The sequence below is a fragment of the Roseibium sp. genome (assembly GCF_039982295.1).
GTDB lineage: Bacteria > Pseudomonadota > Alphaproteobacteria > Rhizobiales > Stappiaceae > Roseibium.
On the sequence record NZ_JBDWYP010000082.1, the window covers coordinates 273,868 to 292,442 of the forward strand.

16 protein-coding genes are annotated in these 18,575 nt (G+C 56.0%); 9 read left to right on the top strand and 7 right to left on the bottom strand.

Annotated features, from left to right (window positions below; all coding sequences use genetic code 11):
• Positions 1-813, bottom strand: coding sequence for a 3'(2'),5'-bisphosphate nucleotidase CysQ (locus ABJZ52_RS17255; RefSeq protein ID WP_348185972.1), 813 nt, complete (start codon positions 811-813; stop codon positions 1-3).
• A complete protein-coding gene (locus ABJZ52_RS17260) occupies positions 800-2,143 on the bottom strand; it encodes a metallopeptidase TldD-related protein (protein ID WP_348185974.1) in 1,344 nt (447 codons plus the stop codon). The genes ABJZ52_RS17255 and ABJZ52_RS17260 overlap by 14 nt, the downstream gene beginning before the upstream one ends.
• A gap of 351 nt (positions 2,144-2,494) precedes the next feature.
• Between ABJZ52_RS17260 and ABJZ52_RS17265 the strand changes: the two genes are divergently transcribed.
• Both ABJZ52_RS17265 and ABJZ52_RS17270 read left to right on the top strand, forming a co-directional pair.
• Positions 2,495-3,088, top strand: a complete 594-nt coding sequence (locus ABJZ52_RS17265) for a DUF6101 family protein (protein WP_348185977.1) — start codon at positions 2,495-2,497, stop codon at positions 3,086-3,088.
• 142 nt (positions 3,089-3,230) lie between these two features.
• On the top strand, positions 3,231-4,454 hold the full coding sequence (locus tag ABJZ52_RS17270; protein WP_348185980.1) for a GGDEF domain-containing protein: 1,224 nt from the start codon (positions 3,231-3,233) through the stop codon (positions 4,452-4,454).
• A 17-nt stretch (positions 4,455-4,471) separates the two neighbouring features.
• Here ABJZ52_RS17270 and ubiA read toward each other — a convergent pair whose 3' ends face one another.
• The 3 genes from ubiA to ABJZ52_RS17285 are packed head-to-tail and all read right to left on the bottom strand — an operon-like array spanning position 4,472 to position 7,258.
• Positions 4,472-5,416 carry a 4-hydroxybenzoate octaprenyltransferase gene (gene ubiA, locus ABJZ52_RS17275; protein ID WP_348186221.1) on the bottom strand — a complete coding sequence of 315 codons (945 nt, stop codon included), beginning with the start codon at positions 5,414-5,416 and terminating at the stop codon, positions 4,472-4,474.
• A gap of 59 nt (positions 5,417-5,475) precedes the next feature.
• Positions 5,476-6,735: a GGDEF domain-containing protein gene (locus ABJZ52_RS17280; protein ID WP_348185983.1), complete on the bottom strand. Its 1,260-nt coding sequence runs from the start codon at positions 6,733-6,735 to the stop codon at positions 5,476-5,478.
• A 58-nt stretch (positions 6,736-6,793) separates the two neighbouring features.
• Positions 6,794-7,258, bottom strand: a complete 465-nt coding sequence (locus ABJZ52_RS17285) for a GNAT family N-acetyltransferase (RefSeq protein WP_348185986.1) — start codon at positions 7,256-7,258, stop codon at positions 6,794-6,796.
• A gap of 185 nt (positions 7,259-7,443) precedes the next feature.
• On the opposite strand from ABJZ52_RS17285, the gene purD reads away from it, so the two are divergent.
• The 6 genes from purD to ABJZ52_RS17315 all read left to right on the top strand — a co-directional run bounded on the left by purD (position 7,444) and on the right by ABJZ52_RS17315 (position 15,873).
• Positions 7,444-8,718 (top strand): phosphoribosylamine--glycine ligase, encoded by a 1,275-nt coding sequence (gene purD, locus ABJZ52_RS17290; RefSeq protein ID WP_348185988.1) that lies wholly within the window; start codon positions 7,444-7,446, stop codon positions 8,716-8,718.
• A 92-nt stretch (positions 8,719-8,810) separates the two neighbouring features.
• Positions 8,811-9,722, top strand: a complete 912-nt coding sequence (locus ABJZ52_RS17295; protein ID WP_348185991.1) for an alpha/beta hydrolase — start codon at positions 8,811-8,813, stop codon at positions 9,720-9,722.
• A 511-nt stretch (positions 9,723-10,233) separates the two neighbouring features.
• Positions 10,234-13,452, top strand: coding sequence for an EAL domain-containing protein (locus ABJZ52_RS17300; protein ID WP_348185993.1), 3,219 nt, complete (start codon positions 10,234-10,236; stop codon positions 13,450-13,452).
• A 101-nt stretch (positions 13,453-13,553) separates the two neighbouring features.
• Positions 13,554-14,402, top strand: a complete 849-nt coding sequence (locus ABJZ52_RS17305; RefSeq protein ID WP_348185996.1) for a patatin-like phospholipase family protein — start codon at positions 13,554-13,556, stop codon at positions 14,400-14,402.
• 118 nt (positions 14,403-14,520) lie between these two features.
• Positions 14,521-14,865 carry a hypothetical protein gene (locus ABJZ52_RS17310; protein ID WP_202981261.1) on the top strand — a complete coding sequence of 115 codons (345 nt, stop codon included), beginning with the start codon at positions 14,521-14,523 and terminating at the stop codon, positions 14,863-14,865.
• Positions 14,866-15,057: 192 nt separating this feature from the next.
• Entirely contained in the window at positions 15,058-15,873 is an 816-nt protein-coding gene (locus ABJZ52_RS17315; protein ID WP_348186000.1) for an MBL fold metallo-hydrolase, read from the top strand.
• A 33-nt stretch (positions 15,874-15,906) separates the two neighbouring features.
• Here the strand turns inward: ABJZ52_RS17315 and rsmD are convergent, their stop codons facing one another.
• Positions 15,907-16,461: a 16S rRNA (guanine(966)-N(2))-methyltransferase RsmD gene (rsmD, locus tag ABJZ52_RS17320; RefSeq protein WP_348186002.1), complete on the bottom strand. Its 555-nt coding sequence runs from the start codon at positions 16,459-16,461 to the stop codon at positions 15,907-15,909.
• A complete protein-coding gene (locus tag ABJZ52_RS17325; RefSeq protein WP_348186005.1) occupies positions 16,458-17,933 on the bottom strand; it encodes a pseudouridine synthase in 1,476 nt (491 codons plus the stop codon). The genes rsmD and ABJZ52_RS17325 overlap by 4 nt, the downstream gene beginning before the upstream one ends.
• Positions 17,934-18,097: 164 nt before the next feature.
• Here ABJZ52_RS17325 and ABJZ52_RS17330 point away from each other — a divergent pair, with 164 nt between their 5' ends.
• Positions 18,098-18,568: a nucleoside deaminase gene (locus tag ABJZ52_RS17330; protein ID WP_348186007.1), complete on the top strand. Its 471-nt coding sequence runs from the start codon at positions 18,098-18,100 to the stop codon at positions 18,566-18,568.
• The last annotated feature ends 7 nt before the right edge of the window (positions 18,569-18,575 follow it).

Here is an 18,575-nt window from a genome sequence, read left to right on the forward strand (position 1 = left end):
TCAGCCCACCAATCGGAACAGAAGCTCGCAAACCGGAGCGACAAGGCGCTCAGGTGCTGCAATCAATGCGGGGTGGCGCGTTACGGTTTGATTGTAGCGCACGCCCTGTCCAGACAGGTCGGTTAATCTGCCGCCCGCTTCCTGCACCAAAAGATCAGCCGCCGCAAGATCCCAGTCGCTTGCCGAGCTGCGCGCGGCAGCAACATCCACTCGGCCCGCGGCCACGAGCGCGATGCGATAGGCCAGCGAACGTATGTTGGCGGACCGCCTAAATCCTGCGTTCAAAACGTCCTTGTTGGCAGCAATTGAATGTGGACCGGTGAGGCTCGCTCCGTCGACGTTCGTCTGCCCGGATACCTTGAGCGGCTCGCCATTGAGAAAGGCCCCTTTGCCAGACGTGGCGGTGAACATTTCCTGACGTACCGGACTGTAGACAACGCCCGTGGTAGGTCGCCCGTTCTCGACAACGGCCAAGGCAACGGTCCATTCGTCACCACCGGCCAAGAACGCCCGCGTCCCATCGATCGGATCAACGATGAACACACGCCGGCATTCAAGGCGATCCGAATTGTCGGTTGTTTCCTCAGAAAGCCAGCCATACTCGGGCCGCTCGGCCAAGAGCACCTCGGCCAAATAACGATCGACCGCGAGATCAGCCTCTGAAACAGGTGACTTGTTGTCCTTGAACCACGTCTTCGGATCTCCTCCAAAAAAAGACATGGCAATCTCGCCAGCCTGTCTGGCGGCGTCTTGAAGCAGCGCAAGGTCATCCATGCTGCCGGGAGCGTGTTCTGGTCCCTTATTCGCCGGCAATGGCCAGTCCCTCGATCATGACCGACGGTGCCGCCACCGAGTAGCGAGCGTCGAGGTCACTGGCAGGCACCATGCGCCCGAACATGTCAATCAGATTGCCGGCGATGGTGATTTCACTGACAGCTTGGACCGGCTCGCCATTTTCGAACCAGAAACCTGATGCTCCGCGCGAATAATCGCCCGTGACACCATTGACGCCGTGACCGATCAAGTCCGTGACGAGTAGCCCATCCCCCAACTCCTTCATCATCTCCCCGGGCGTTTTCTTGCCCGGCGCCAAGGTCAGGTTTGTTGCTCCGGGAGCAGTGCCTGATCCACCTCGGTGGGCGCGGCCATTGGGCTGCAATCCCAGTTCACGGCTGGTGGCCCCGTCAAGGAACCAGTGTTTCAGAACGCCGTTCTCAACCATATCGAGCGCCAGTCCCGCGGTTCCCTCGCCGTCAAATGGCCTCGTCGCAGCGCCGCGACGCTTGAACGGATCATCGACAATTTGAATACCCGGTGCGAAAATCTGCTGCCCCATCTTCTCGCGCAGAAAGCTCGTCTTTCGCGCGATCGAGGATCCGTTTACAGCCCCCGCAAAATGGCCAAGGAGGCTTTTCGCCGCGCGCGATTCATAGAGAACATTTGCGGTGCGTGTTGAAATCTTCTGCGGGTTCAGCCGACGAACGGCACGTTCGCCTGCGCGTCGCCCGATATCGACCGGATTTTCCATGTCCTCCAAGAAAACCCGGTAATCATAGTCATAGTCGCGCTCCATCGCGGTGCCTTCGCCAGCGACGGCCGTCATCGATAGTCCATGGCGCGAACTCAGATAGGAACCGGAAAAACCATGACTTGTGACCAGGACAATACCGGCAAGGCGCCATGAGGCGCTCGCGCCGCCGGATTTCGTAACGCCGGTCACCGCAAGCCCAGCCTCTTCGGCTTCAATTGCCAGGTCGGCGAGCCTGCCTGAGCGGACTTCGGTGGGATCCAGCATTTCCAGATCAGGGAAATTTTTAACAAGCCTGTCAGGTTCGGCAAGACCTGCATAGGGATTTTCGGGTGTTACCTTCGCCATTGCGACGGCTCTTTCCGCAAGAGCCATCGGGTCATCCAGAACGTTCGCGGACACAGAGGCTGTTTTCTTGCCAACAAAAACACGCAGGGTGACGTCATCGCCCTCTGCGCGATCGGTCTCCTCTACCTGCCCATCCCTGACATCAACAGAAAGAGAAACACCCGTGACAGCCACTGCGTCGCAGGCATCCGCGCCTGCTTTCTTCGCGGCATCCACAAGCCGGGCTGCCCGGATTTCCAGCTCACTCTGGTCGATGACTTCTGACATGTGCGTTCAATTCTCCTGCTGTCCGGCTTTCATAAGATGGTGACACTCGGGAGGCAAGCGCGTCATCCACTGTCCCGGCTCCGCCCCTTTGCCCCCTGGAAAGGCATATAGATCACCCTTCGGACCACCCAAGCCGCGAAACGCAAATATCCGCTGCGGTTCTACAAGCGTTCGAATACTCCCGACGTGCTAAGGTTGACCAATCATGAATTCAACGGTGAGAAATAAGTAACCCTCTTTAAAATCAGACTTTTTTAACTCTGTACGTTAAGTGGATCACCACCTGCATTCGCTACATTGCTTTCATTCGCGAGACCTAAAAAAACAATCAAGGTCCGACGGAGAGGCAAATTGAGACGTCAGACAGCAGCAGACAGAGCAATGGAAGCCGGGCCGGGAGCAACAGCAATTCCCGTCCCCGGCCAATTGCCCGCAGTTTTCGAAACGCGGCTTTTCGATATAACCGTCGTTGACGGTGCAAATCCGGTCGAGGTGAAACTCGACAGACAGAATGTTAGCATCAGCCGATGGCGAGATGGTGACCTCAAGTCGCTGATCGCTCCGGTCCATACCTATGCTGGCGTTATGGTGCAGATCGAGGCATCAGACGTGCCAGGCGCCGTCGCCGCAAGGCTGGTCTTGAAGCATCCAGACCCACAATTCTGCGTCATTCTGATTGAAACCGACAAGCCCGAACAACTGGCGACATCCTGGCCAACATGGTCGGCAGCGCTGAATTTACCAATGCTGGTGTGCGACACCGGTGGCGCGGTCAAACCAATAGAAGCTTTCAGTGCCCGCCCTTGTGGAACACCCGCACCGAGACGCAAGTATCCCTTGCTGACTGGTCGGCGCCCGCGCTTCCTCGTCCGCCGCCGCATCGGCAATACCGGAGATCGGCTAGTTCTTCACCAGGGCGAACGGGAGATCATTGCCCGGGACTGATCCAGACCGGCTGTTCGGTGCATTTTCCCGAAACGGCAGATCATTACGTATTTTTTACGGTATGGATTTATATTTCTGTCATCGAGGTACACAGACCTTCTCACTTCTGCCTTTCCTTCCTCGTCTTTGAAAGATGCATCTCATGTCTTTGGACGCGGCAACACTCATCATCGCGATCACGATTGTAGAGTGGGTCGCGGCATTGCTGATCTTCCTCGTCTGGCGCATGACACCGCACCAAACGGAAAGCAACAGGGACAGCATCTTCATCTGGGCACTTGCTTTCGCCTTTGCAGGTGTTGGCTCGTTATCCATCTGTTTGCGTCAGACACTTCCGGAAGACCTCTGTATCGTTTTTGGCAACGCATTCCTATTCCTTGGACTTGGTCTTGGCCCTGTCGCCGTGGCAGCGCTCTGGAAGCAAAAGCGCCCGTATCGGCTGGCCGTGTTGCCAAGCATACTGTGGCTCGCACTTTGCACAGTTCCAAATTTTTTCGAGACCTACGCTGCTCGAGCATTTTTCGTCCAAGTCGTCTTCATCTCGACTTCCTGCAGGATTGCCATTCTCTGCCTTCGTCACAACAAAGAACATTTGAATACCGCAAAGTGGCTCGGCATCACCTCCAGCTTCGATGCCGTATATCAAACGGGCTACATGTTCGTTTCACACTTTAGGTCCGTCGGATCTCTGACTGAATTTTACAGTGAAAATGCCACCCAGATTTATCTTCTACTCGTCCTGCTGACTGCGACGGCCAAGGTCATTTTGGTCTTCTCGATGGTGATCGAGAAAGAACAGCGGCACTATCGAGACCAAGCTCATCGCGACCCGCTCACGGGCCTCGCCAATCGCAGGGCTTTTTTCGATGATGCGCGTCGCTGGTTGACCGATCAGAGCGGTTGGCCCAAACCCTATTCCGTCCTGATGATCGACGTCGATCATTTCAAGCAGATCAATGATGAGCACGGTCATGCGACAGGAGATCGCATCCTCAAGAAGCTTGGGGGAATCTGCGGAGACGGACTAAGACTAGGCAGTATTGCGGGGCGTCTTGGCGGAGAAGAATTTGCCTTGTTCCTTCCGAACACAAGCCCGCATAAGGCCATCATGCGAGCCGAACGCATTCGCGAGCGCTTTGCACGCGAATCCCTGGCTGCCTCTAATGGAAAGATCCGCGCCACGGTCAGCGGCGGCTTATATTCTACTTCCTCAGATCACGAGCCTCTGGACGGGGCACTCGCCGCGGCCGACAGGCGCCTCTATCAGGCAAAGGCCAAGGGTAAGAACCAAATCGTCACCGACATTCTGGCCGATGCTGGCATCCCTCCCAATGTCACCTCGCTCAATGCGGACGACGCTGCCTGACCGCACACGTTCTTGTATCAAAGCCAGCGGATCAGTGCGTCCAGGACAAAGCCGGCAAACAGAATCCAGCCGTAGGTGGTGTTCGAGCGAAAGAGCTTGAGGCACTGGTCGCCGTCGTCGATATCAAGCACGATCGACTGCCAGAGCAGATGAAGTGCGCCAAGAGCAATACCCGCAAAGGCAGCCGGTCCGGCATCGGCCAGCACCGCAGCCAAAGCGAATAAAAGCGTCGCCAGGGTATAAAGCAGCAGCATTGCCGGTTTCGTCCAGGCGCCAAACAGCCGTGCCGTAGACTTCACGCCGACAAGTGCATCATCCTCCTTATCCTGATGGGCATAAATAGTGTCATAGCCAATCGTCCAGCAAATGCCGCCAGCATAAAGGACGAGCGGCGCCCAGGACAACGATCCAAAGCTTGCGGCCCATCCCATGAGTGCGCCCCAGGAAAACGCCAACCCCAGAAAAAGCTGCGGCCAGTTTGTCACGCGCTTCATGAAGGGATAGATGGCTACCGGCAGAAGCGAGGCAAAACCCAACAGAATTGTGAAGGTGTTGAACTGCAGAAGCACCAACAGACCGACAAGTGCCTGCGCCGCTAAAAAGATCTTCGCCTGACTTCGGCTGACCTGACCGGCGGGGATTGGCCGAGAGCGCGTGCGCTCCACCTGTGCATCAATGTCTTCATCGATCAGATCATTGTAGGTACAGCCCGCACCACGCATGGCGACGGCCCCAATCAAAAACAGGGCGATGTGCCAAGGGTTGGGTCCCGGGGCCTCTTCCGCAATCGCCGCCAGCGACGCAGACCAACAGCAAGGCCACAGCAGCAACCACCAACCAATCGGTCGTTCCCAACGCGCTAGTCTTGCATAGGGCCTCGCCCAAGCAGGAAGCCGCGTGTCGACCCAATGACTCTTAACAGCGTCAGCGACAGGTCCCGTGTCTTTTGTACCGAAAAACATGGATTTCATTTACCGCGGCCAGCGTTCGGGTGCGAGCGATTTTTGACGCCAAGAAGGCTTCAATCCTGCACAGTCGGCCCACAGACACGGTTTCGTCCCATATGCTTGGCCCTGTAAAGACGCTGATCGGCGGTTTGGAACAGGGCCTCAAGGTTATCGCCGTCTTCTGGCGCGCTCGCCACCCCGACGCTGACCGTCACTTTTTCGGGCAGATAGATAATACTGAACTTTTCGATCAGCTTGCGGATGCGCTCTGCCATTGCCATTGCCCCAGTCGGTGAGAGACGGTCGCACAAAAACACAAACTCTTCTCCACCAAAGCGATAGAGGTGGTCTTCAGCCCTGAGGTTTTCATTGAGAAGGCCTGCGATGGCCTTCAACACCTCGTCACCGGCCTGATGCCCAAGCCTGTCATTCACCAACTTGAAGTGATCGATATCGATGACCAGCATGGTGATGGGGCGTTTTGCCGCGAGGCTCTCCTGCAGGATTTTCGGGCCGTTGAGATCATAACTTCTGCGATGATGAACGCCTGTCAGATGATCCTTGTCCGAAGTTTCAAGAAGATCATAGTACCGCTCCCGGTAAGTCAGGACATGAAAGACGTCCTTGAAAGAACGATGCGTGAGCCACCTGGCCCTTTCATCGAAAAACCGCAGGTAGGCGACGAAGAAGCTGGTGTAGAGGAGAGTCGCAATCATTTTTGCCGCCCACCCGCCGAGGAACACGCTGAAAGGTGCCCCCGAGACGTAATGCAGGGCAAGGTAGAAGCCAGCCTGATCAAAGGTGAGAACGACAGCCCCACAAACAAGGAACCTCCATCCCAGATGCCGACCGAAGGCATCCCCGATACGCTCGTAAAGAACAATGATTGCAATAGCATCGATAAAAAGGAGGATTGTGCCCCAAATCATCAGCCAGCCCATCTCGTCGACAAAGCGGATGTCCGGAACACGATCTGGGATAACCGATACGGTGTCGTGACTGCGCAGGATCATCACCAGCGCGACAATCAGAAAGTTGCCGATCAGAAGACCGTAAATGGGCTGACGAACCACGAGCGCATCCTCGCGGATATACAGCAGCAGGATCATCAGCAGCTTGCCGGAAAACAAAATCGTCGAACCGGGGGATATTATGCCGAAGGGCAGCTCAATATAGAAGACACTGGCGAGATATGTCTCAAGGAAATGCATTACGCCAAGCGCGCACATGAACACACCGATACCTATCGAATGCCGCGCCTGAAGAAGGCTCATCATGACGCTGAAATAGACAGCAGCCTGCGCGATCAGCAAAAATGTGTTCGTGACAACCATGCCCCTCTGTATCAACAGTGCATAAATTGACAAGGCAAACATTCAGCGCAAAGAATGTTTATTCCGCATCTTCAAGCTTCCATGACCTCCTGAACGCGTTCAGCGGATGACGTTCGAAATGTTCGAGTTCGAAAACCCGCGCAGCTTGAACATTGCGACGTGTGAAGGACCAAACCGAAACGATCCCGAAAGCTTCCAGGTCCTGTATGACCGCGCGGACCATACGTTGCCCAAGTCCGAGGCGCCTGAATTGAGAGCGTAGAAACAGGTCCTCGAAATGAGCGACACGTCCGGCCTCCCGCACAGACTGGCGAAAGAAAACCGTTGCGAAACCTGCCGGGTCCCCTTTGTAGCGAAACAAATAAATCCGTCCTGCCGCAGCATCGACGAGCAGTCTATTGAACTCGTCTTCCTGCTCATCTGAAACGGGCAGACCATATTCCAGATATGCTTCGCCCAGAAGCCGTCGCAACTCACGTGCTGACAAAGGGCCGCCCAGGAAAATCTCAAGAGAACGCCCCACTCCTGCCCTCCCACCTCTGCCGACTTGATTTGCCTGCGCCCATTAGCGGACGTGCGCAGCCATCACCTCGCATCTCCATTGTCTGAAACCCTCACAACATGTTAGACCGCCGCGAAATTGATCATTTGCTCACCAGAGCGAGGACCGGCCAGTTGTCTGGCCCCAGATTTGAGAGACTGCGCCCTATGAACGTTCTTCTGATTGGCTCCGGTGGTCGCGAACATGCCCTGGCCTGGGCACTGGCCAACTCGCCGTTGCTCAGCACGCTCTATGCCGCGCCGGGAAATGCCGGCATCGGCGAGGTTGCAACTCTTGTTTCTCTGGACGCAGACGACCATGCGGCCGTGATTGGTTTTTGCCGCGAAAAGCAGATCGATCTGGTCGTCGTCGGCCCCGAAGCACCGCTTGTTGCCGGTCTGGTGGATGATCTGGAAGCTGCCGGGATCAAGGCATTCGGCCCCAGCAAAGCCGCCGCTCAGCTGGAAGGTTCAAAAGCCTTCACCAAAGGTGTTTGCGACGAAGCCGATATTCCAACCGCTGGCTACGGCCGGTTCGACCGGAAGGAAGACGCGCTCGCGTATATTCGCGAAAAGGGCGCGCCGATCGTCGTCAAGGCTGACGGCCTGGCCGCCGGCAAAGGCGTTGTCGTTGCCATGTCCGAAGAGGACGCACTGGAAGCAGTCGAAGCGTGTTTTGACGGAAGTTTTGGCGAGGCCGGTGCCGAAGTCGTCATTGAAGAGTTCATGGAAGGCGAAGAAGCCAGCTTCTTTGTCATTGTCGACGGCACCACCCCTCTACCACTTGCTACGGCCCAGGACCACAAGCGTGCATTCGACGGCGACACGGGCCCAAATACTGGCGGCATGGGGGCTTACTCGCCAGCGCCGGTGATGAGCGAAGACATGATCGAGCGCACCATGCGCGAAATTATCGAACCAACAGTCGCAACCATGGCCAAACGCGGAACGCCATTCAAAGGGGTTCTCTACGCCGGACTGATGATCACCACCGATGGCCCGAAACTGATCGAATACAATACACGCTTCGGAGACCCCGAATGCCAGGTCATGATGCTGCGGCTGAAGGACGACATTCTCACGTTGATGCTCGCATCTGCGGAAGGCTCCTTGAACAAGGTCAGCGCAAGATGGCACGACGATGTCGCACTCACGGTGGTCATGGCAGCAAAAGGCTACCCTGGGGCTTATGAAAAAGGCACGAATATCAGCGGCCTCGCCGAAGCATCTTCAGATGCTGACGTGGAGGTTTTTCATGCGGGCACCAAAGCGAGCGATGGCAAGATCCTCTCAAATGGCGGCCGAGTTCTGAATATCACCGCACGCGGCAAAACGGTCAGGGAAGCACGTGACCGGGCTTACGCCGCGGTCGAAAAGGTTGACTGGCCAGACGGGTTTTGCCGGAGCGACATCGGCTGGCGCGCGATCGAGCGGGAAAGCTAAAGCCCCGCTGCGCTTTGTCGGAAGATCGACCTTGCGCCAAGAACACTGTCCGTGCACCTTCCCGCTGATCGGACTTCCGCGGGAGGGAACACGTGTCAAATCCAGTTGTACTGCCGGAGCTTTTCCCCGGCTTTCAAACTCATCGCATTGACTGTGATGGCTGCGAAGTCCATTGCCGCACCGGTGGTGACGGACCGCCCCTGCTGCTTGTCCATGGTTATCCGCAAAGCCATGCCATGTGGCACCAGATCGCTCCCGATCTGGCCCAGCGCTTCACGCTGATCCTTCCCGACCTTCCCGGCTATGGACAAAGTTCTGTTCCGGCACCCAGCGCCAATCATAGTGCCTATTCAAAGCGAGCCATGGCGAATGCGCTGCTCACTCTGATGCAAAAGCTCGGCCATGAGCGTTTTCGGTTGGTCGGGCACGATCGTGGTGCTCGTGTTTCCTATCGCATGGCACTGGATCATCCAGATTGCATCGAGCGTGTCGCAGTGCTCGACATCCTGCCAACCTATGACTATTGGCAGCGGATGGATCGGAATTTTGCACTGAAGATCTACCACTGGGCATTTCTGGCGCAACCGGCTCCCTTCCCCGAAGACCTCATCGCGGCCTCAGCAGCGCGCTTTCTTGACCACACACTAGCCAGCTGGACAGCCGACAAGTCGCTCAAGAGTTTTAGTTTGGAAGCCCTCAAGCACTACCATGCGTTTTTCTCCGATCCTGACCGGATCACCGCAACTTGCGAGGACTACAGGGCAGGCGCGACAGTTGATGTCGATCACGACAGGCAGGACCTGGAAACAGGCAACAAGGTGAAAGCTCCACTCCTCGCCGTTTGGGGCGCCACGGGTATCGCCCAGGCAGGTGAAACACCTCTCGATGTCTGGGCGCGATGGGCCGACGATGTCTCGGGCGGTCCTGTCAAAGCCGGTCATTTCGTTGCCGAGGAAAACCCAAGGGAGCTTCTTGACATGCTCCTGCCGTTCTTAGGGCAGTAGGGGAACCTCAACGAGGTCACCCGTGAGCGGAGGCTTACGCGCCAAGCCTTAAGAAACCCAGCGCTCCTGTCTTCGTTAGCTGCGCTGCCCAAGGTTGGCCGTATGGCCCTACGACCGCAAACCATGCCTGCTTGCCAACCGAACTTCCGGGGCAACAGCGGTCACAAAGGAGTTAAGTCATTATTTACGCAACGTCGTACTTAATTCTACTCACATACCCTTTTTGGGCTTTGCAAACAGAAGCGAAGGCGTCTGCGGAACAGACTGCCAGCGACTGCCGGAATGCACTGGGGTCCCATTTCTAAGTACTTGGAATATACACGCTTTTGCTAACAAATTAACTTGAGGATTCAAGAGAAGTTAACTTGTCTAGGCTAGCCTGACGCTGACCGAAGCTCATGCTCTTGACGATTTGTGGCGGCCCCTGCGCAGAAAATCAGGGATTCTCACTCTTCCTCCAGACCGCTGTTTCGGAATGGATTGTAGCGCGAGGCTACACGAGGAGTTTGTAGTGGGCGTCAGAATTCAACCAGCTGAAGCCATCAAGAGCCGATCGGACCAAGAACGCGGTTTTACCGCGCGTCTCGACGCAATTATGCGCCACTGGAGCCGCAACGGCAGGCAGATCTCGAAGCCTCTCAAAATCACATTCATCTGCTTTTTTGCCATGACCGTCATCTCCCTGACGGGACTAAGGTTGGTCAGCGAATACCAACACCTTACGGAACGTCTGGAAAAGACTATCGAAACGGCCAAGTCTTTTCTCAGCCATCAACAGAAGATCGGCACAGAGGGCCTGGAAAAAAGCCTTCTCGGACTCTCCGTGAATCAACGGCTTATAGATGCGTTTAAAAGTAATGACTCCTATGCACTTCAGCAGGTTACCTCGCACCTGTTTCCGGAGATGATCGATCGCCATAGGATCACGGAATTCAGCATATATAATTCGGAGAAACAACGGATCATCAGCGCGCACAAGGCTATTACGCGGCCTGATGATCAACCGAATTTCCTGCTCGGCCTTTCTGCGGAGACGGAGAGTGTATCGCGCGGGCTCGAGCTCGGAGACAACGGAACCACGACGATTTCCGCCGTGAGGCCCTGGAGCGTCGATGGCAAGTTTCTAGGCTTCCTAAAGCTCGGCATGGAAATTCGCCGCCCCTTGGCTTTTATCAGCAAGACGCTGCAGGCTGACGTTATCGAAGTTCACAAGACGCGCAGTCTCATTCCTGGAACAGCGCCAGCTGATGCGCGAAACGGCTGGCTCAATTTCGGTAGCGTGGCCTATCGCACGGTCGGCGACGTTGAACTTCCATCTCACATTGGGGCACTCGTCGAAAGCAATCTCGATCAGCTTTCCCGGTTCGAGCGCATTGTTTTCAATGATGGTGCTGTAAAGATCGCCTACAGCTTCCCGCTTTTGTTCGCGAATGGCGCAAGCAGCTCTCACCTTGTCCTGCTTCAGGATATAACTCATCAGACGAAAACATTTTTACTTCACACAGGTGTTTCGCTGCTTATGGCCAGCCTGATCGCGTTTGTCGCGTGGCTAGTTTTCAATTGCCTTGCACGCAACCTGCAGGCCTCGGTCGTCAAGACCCGGCGCAAGCTTGAAGAAGAAGTTGAGGCCAACACAAACGCGCTGCAATACTCTCAAGAAAGGTTGATCGAAGCACAAAAGATTGCGTCGCTGGGAAGCTGGGAGCGCGACCTCCAGAACGGTTCGCTTTACTGGTCAGATGAAATGTACCGGATCGCGGGCCTTCCACTCAGCCTTTCGCCCTTCGAAGCGCGCAAAGAGTTTTATAAGCTCATCCCGCCCTGGCAACGTATGGCGGTCGAAACGGAGCTGGAACAGGCCGTCATGACTTGCGGCGAATTCAACTTCGAGCATCAGCTGATACGCAGAGATGGCGAGACACGGCACCTGCATGTCCGTGGATATGTACAGACTGGTGACGATGGCGGCCCCGCAATGATATGCGGCACGGCCCACGATGTTACCGAGCACCACAACTCCCAAGAGCGCAGCAAACGCCTTGCGAATATTCTCGAGGCGTCGCTGAATGAAATCTACATTTTCGACCCAAGGACGCTGCGCTACCAGCACGCCAACCAATGCGCTCGCGACAACATCGGTTACACGATGGAAGAACTCGCAGACCGCCCAGCCTGGGAAATTCTAGGCGACGGCGACGAGCACTTGCTACGCGCAACCCTGCGTCCCTTGCTTGAGGGAGAGACGTCCCTTCTAAGCCTCGAAGGCACGCACCGACGCAAGGATGGCAGCGAATATCCGGTTGAAGTCCGCATCCAGCTTCACGAAACGCAGAACACCTCTCTTCTGGTTGCGATTTGCAACGATGTTACCGACCGGACAGCACGAGAGCGAGAAACACAAGCGGCCCGCCAAGCAGCAGAACGCATAGCCTACTTCGATGAACTAACGGGCTTGCCCAATCGCGCAGCGTGCCAGAACGACGCTGCTGCTGCCTTTGCTGAAAGCAATGAGTCCAAGCCCGCCTTCATTATCCATATGGACATCGATAATTTCAAACGCATCAACGATACGCTGGGGCATAGCGCTGGCGATGCATGTCTGGAAGAAACCGGAGAACGATTGAGAACCTGCTGCATCGATCTGGGCAAGGGTTATCGTTGGGGCGGCGACGAGTTCGTCATCGTTGCACTTCATAGCGATGCCGATCCGGAGGAGCTGTGCCAGCGACTGAATATTGTCATGCGGGCACCGATGGAGTTCGAAGGAAATCAAATCTGGCCGTCAGTCAGCCTTGGTGTTGCCTGTTGCCCAAGTGATGGTGAGGACTTCGCGACGCTTCTGGTTCACGCTGATCTGGCATTGTATCGTTCAAAGGACGACGGCAAGGATCGCTGGAGCTACTTCACCAGCGACATGAAGATTGACAGCGACGAAGAAGCCCGAATGGAGCAAGAACTGCGTCACGCGCTTCGTCGCGACGAGTTCTTTCTGGTATTTCAGCCTCAGGTCAACATCAGAACCCAGCTTGTAACCGGGATTGAAGCTCTCGTACGCTGGCAACACCCGACGCGCGGTATTCTCGGCCCCGGCAGCTTTTTGCCCATTGTCGAAAAGACCAGTCTGGCGGCTCCTCTGGGACAGGTTGTCATCGACAAAGCGCTGGAAGCAGCAAGCCTTTGGCAGGCATCCCAACTGGACTTTGGTCGCATCGCCGTCAATCTGTCGCCATCGCACCTCACATCCGGGACCTTGCTCGACGACTTCAACAACGCAATGACGAAACATGGGGTTCTGCCAAATTTCATCACTGCCGAGGTGCTTGAATCTGTCTTCCTCGACAGCGAGCGCAGCAACAATTCCGAAGTCCTCGAAGAGTTGCATAATCTTGGCGTGCACATCGAGCTCGACGATTTTGGAACAGGTTACGCTTCGCTATCGCATGTCGCGGATCTGCCGATCAACGGCCTCAAGATTGACCGATCATTCACTGCGCAAATCCTGACGGATGCGAAGAAGGAAATTGTGGTCAATCACCTTATACATCTCGCGCGTTCGCTCGACATCGACATCGTTTGCGAGGGTGTCGAGACCGACAGTCAGTTTGATCGTTTGCGCATGATGGGCAACTTTTCGGTCCAGGGATATCTCATTGCCCGGCCAATGCCGTTTGAGAGTATTTCAAATTGGCTCACGTCCGCGCAAGCGGACCTGTCTTTCGAGCTCGCCTGATGCATCGAGTAGACGTGACCGACTAGATCTTCCGCCCTGGGATATTGGCAAAGCCTGACTTCCACCCCATTTACAGGCAGGATGTCAAAGGAAACCAGATCATGAGCAAATTGCGCGTTGGCCTTGCGCTGGGCGGCGGCGGCGCACGCGGCATGTCACACATCCCTGTTCTCGAAGCTCTGGACGACCTCGGCGTCAAACCTCACGCAATTGCAGGGACGTCAATCGGGGCGATCTTTGGCGCCGCCTATGCTGGTGGGTTGTCTGGTGCAGAAATCCGGGACATCGCGATGGAGACCTTTGGTGAGCGCAACAAGGTGCTCGCCTCCCTGTGGAAGCTGCGTCCCCGGAAACTTGCTGAGCTCTTCGATGGCAACATGGTGCAGTTTGATCCGCTAAAGGTCCTGAACGCATTCGTAGGTGGCAACATTCCTGAGACGTTTGAAGATCTCTCAATTCCACTCAAAGTCCTTGCTACAGATTTTTATGGTTGCAGAGAAATAGACATCGAGAGTGGACCGCTTATGCCGGCTGTAGCAGCCTCGATCGCCATACCTGCCATCTTCAAGCCGATCAAGCGCGAAGGCCGCATCCTCATTGATGGTGGCGTTGTCAACCCGCTTCCGTTCGACCGTCTGCCCGACAGCTGTGACTTCATTCTCGCCGTTGATGTGGTTGGCTCACCAGTCCCACGGCCGGGGCGGCAGCTTCCTACGTCAATGGATGCCTTGTTCGGCACATCTCAAATCCTGATGCAGACAATAACTTCCGAAAAACTGAAAAGCAGATCACCCGATCTGCTGGTGCGACCACCGGATGACAACATACGCGTTTTGGACTTCCTCAAGACCAAACACATCCTTGATGTCGCAGCACCTCTCGGCGAAACTGTCAAGCGTGGAGTTACCACTGCTATAGAAAACCATGAACAGAACAGGAATTTTGAGTAAATACTCCTAGTTACTTTTCGGGATGCATTGATTTTTAATTTTAAAATAACTTGCTTTTAATTATTCGTTAATTAAATCAAACCAGTGTTGGATTACGACAACACAAAGAGCACGCACAATGACCCATCAACTGACCTCCGAAGAGCTGGAAGAATGTCCGGTCGACGAGCTGACGTTCGCTCGGCTTGTGAGCGCCTCTCTCACTGCTGCAAGCGATCTGGCTTGCGCACTGCCCGACGAGGACAGGAGCCGTCTCGCAGTTTTCTGTTATCGCCGCACTCATCTCAGACGGCTGGGCCTCGCGATTGCTGCCACGTGCTCGAAGCGAGCACTCGTTGAGGAGAGCGGTCATGCGGGCGAATTGATCCATTTTCAGGCGCAGAACATGGAAGCAACGCTTGCGGGCGACCGCTATATGGCCCCGCGCCACGTCAAGCGCCCGGTCAGCCTTTACAACTGCTAGATCCATCCAGATATGGGTTTGGTACCTCCTCCCACCAGACCCCACCTGGCAACCGTTCCTTCTGTTTAGTAACCTCCCGGAACGGTTGCCAACTTCTACCCCTCTAAGATTGCTCCGCTACCGCGAATTTGACCTTGCAATGCCCAAGCGTAAGCTTACCATTTCGGGAGGCTGAAAAGCGGAGGGTATGCGATGTTTAATGCAGCACAATTCCCCAAACTCCTGACGATTGCAGCGCTTGCTACGGCAGGGATTTTAGGGCTTATGCAGCCCGCTACGGCGGTCTGCCAGCTCGTGGCAGAAAACGCTCCGTTTGAGCCTATTCGCGTCAAGACAGCGCTTGCGCCACATGAAATTCAAATTCGCTATATCGGTCACTCGACCTTCGAAATCGAAACGCCCCAAGGGGTGCGCGTCGCAACAGACTACAATGACAGCTTCCGACCGGCCCAACCTCCTACCATTGCAACAATGAATGGCGCGCACAGTACCCATTACAGTCTGATGCCAGATCCCGAGATCGAGCATGTTCTTCCTGGCTGGAACAAGGACGGCGGCCCCATCGACCATGACTTGATTGTCAGAGATCTCCGCGTTCGGAATATACAGACGAACATCCGAGGTTGGGATGGGGAAAGCAGGAGACTGGGAAATTCGATCTTTGTCTTTGAAGTCGCCGATCTTTGCATTGCCCATCTCGGCCATCTACATCACAGGCTTACCCAGGAAGACCTTACACGCCTCGGCCAGATCGATATTGTATTTGCTGCCATAGACAATTCATCGACGCTCAGGCTGGAGAGCCTGATCGACGTTCTGTCCGCGATCTCACCGGCGATGGTCATCCCGATGCATTTCCATTTTCACGGGGCACTCGAGGCCTTCATGGCCAGAGCATCAAGCGAGGGCTATGAAATCAAGATGGCGGAAGATCCTCAGCTGATCATCAGTCGGCAGCAGCTTCCGATCCAGAAAACAGCTTACATCATGACGCCTTCCGGGAGCTGAGGCGACATTGCGTATTCTCCTGATAAAATTCGTCTAGGCGACCTTGAGAAAGAGAACCTGGCTGTCTCCGACCACGCGGCGGTCGAGCTCCTCAAAGCCTGCAGGAAGACTAACGTCAACTCCTGCATGCTCTTCGAGCACGCAGACTGAGCCGGACTTCACCCAGCCGCCAGCGCCTGCAGTTTGCAGCGCCTTGTCTGCCAAACCCTTTCCGTAAGGCGGATCCGCAAACAAGAGGTCAAACGGCTCGATGTTGCCTGCATCTCCCAGACGCGTCGCATCACGCCGAAAGATCTTTGCGACGCCATTGAGCCCCAGAGCTTCCATGTTTCGCCTTATGACGCCCCGTGCTTCTGCGCCCTCTTCAATGAAGGTGCAGTGGCGCGCGCCCCGGCTCAAAGCCTCCAGTCCGAGCGCGCCGCTGCCGGCGAAAAGATCAAGCACACGTGCACCCTCGACCTCAGTCTCCACGCCATGAGCCAGTATATTGAAGATCGTTTCGCGCAGGCGATCGCTCGTCGGCCGGGTGGCCTGAGTTTTGGGAGCGACTATAGCCGCTCCCTTAAAGCGTCCGGCAACGATCCTCAAGAGCGCTTGCCGCCACGTGGCGGACGTCCTCCCCGATCGGGCCGTTCATCGCCGCCACGACGATCACTACGCTTTTCGCTCGTCATCCGGCTTTCCTGCTGCTTGTCCTCGACAAGCCCCTCTTCGCCCCAGATTCTGCGTGTGGGACGGTTCGGACGGTCCTCCGACCGAAATTCAGCGCGCGGTTTTGGCTCGCTCGTCATGCGAAAGCGGCTTCTGGGAGACACTTTTTCCTGCCGTTCGCCAGAATTCTTTCGCCGATTTTGATCCCCACCACGCCCTTTTGCGCCCCCAGGTCGATCGCCCCGTGGCTTTTTGTCTGACTTGGCTGCTTTACCTTCGCGCTCAGTCATCCAGGAGCCTTTGCTTCCCTTCTGGCCGGGAGCCTTGCGCCCCTTGTCACGAGGTGCCTTCTCGTCTTCTGGCTTGGCCTCATGGAAGATGGGAGCATCAAAATCGGCCCCAGCTTCTTCTGCGAGCTTCTCGCCAAGCTGGTCGCGCAGCACACGTCCGCGAATTTCGCGCACGCCGCCATCCTCGAGGTCCATCAACTGGAACGGACCGAAGGAAAGGCGAATGAGACGGTTCACAGACAGACCCAGATGCTCGAGCACGCGCTTGACTTCGCGGTTCTTGCCCTCGCGCAAGCCGACTGTCAGCCAGACATTGTCACCCTGCTCCTTGTCCAGTGTCGCCTCGATCGCGCCATAGAGAACGCCTTCGATTGCAACGCCTTCGGCGAGGCTATCCAGCTGTTCCTGGGTCACCTTACCAAAGGCCCGAACACGGTATCTGCGAAGCCAGCCTGTGGCCGGCAGCTCAAGGACACGCGCCAATCCGCCATCGTTGGTAAGCAGCAACAGACCTTCTGTATTGATGTCCAGACGGCCGACGGCGAGCACACGTGGAAGATCACGCGGAAGTCGCTCGAACACGGTGGTTCTGCCTTCTGGGTCTTTATTTGTCGTCACCAGCCCCTTGGGCTTGTGATAGAGCCACAGCCTTGTGCGCTCGCGCATGGGGAGCGGCTTGCCATCGACAACCACATTATCGGCGGCCGTTACAGTGATGGCAGGTGTCTCGAGCGGCTTGCCATTCAGTTCAACGCGACCTGCGGCAATCCAGGCTTCAGCATCGCGGCGCGAACAAAGCCCCGCGCGAGCCATGACCTTCGCAATCCGTTCGCCTTTTTCAAGATTAAACGAGGACGCAACCTCGGGGCTCTCAGATTTGGCTTGGGGCCGTGCACCTGCGCTGCGATCCCGATTGCCGCGTGGCGCCTTGTTCGGCGCCGATTTCGCACCAAACTTGCGCGCCGGTTTTCCGCCGGAACCGTCGCGTCGCTCGCCGCGCGGTTTCTCGGAAGAGTCACGTTCCGAGCGCCCGCCCGGCTTTGCACCGGAAAAACGCTTCTTGGGGCCGTCGGCCGAACCTGGTCCGCGGCGTTTTTTAGGAGGCTGTTCTTTCGTCATGATCGCGTCATAGCAGAGCCGGTGGCTTTCGGAAATCAACAAGTGCGAGGTTTTTCGCAAATGAGCCATTCGACAATCGCATGCCTTAAAGCTGACACTTGCGCAACAAGCCGCTAAAGAATGCCCAACCTCGCCTCAAACACACGACGCTCTGGACTTAAAGAATGAACGATGCCTCAACCGATGTCGGCTCGAGCAATTTTATGGACCTCGCCCTTCAAGAAGCGCAGAACGCCGCGGCCAGAGGTGAAGTTCCAGTTGGCGCGGTCCTCGTTTGCGAAGGGAAAATTCTCGCACGCGATGGCAACAGAACGCTGGAATACAACGATCCAACCGCCCATGCGGAAGTGCTGGTGATCCGAGAGGCGTGCCAGAAGCTTGAAAGCCAACGTCTTCCAGGTTGCGATCTCTACGTGACGCTCGAACCTTGCCCCATGTGCGCAGCTGCGATTTCATTCGCAAGGATACGCCGCCTTTATTTTGGAGCTGCCGACGAAAAGGGGGGAGCAGTCGATCACGGCACGCGTTTTTTCCGCCAGCCGACCTGCCATCATGTGCCTGAGGTTTATTCCGGAATCTCGGAGCGCGCCGCAGCAAGCCTGCTCAAAGACTTTTTTCAGTCCAAGAGGCCTTGAGCCAAAC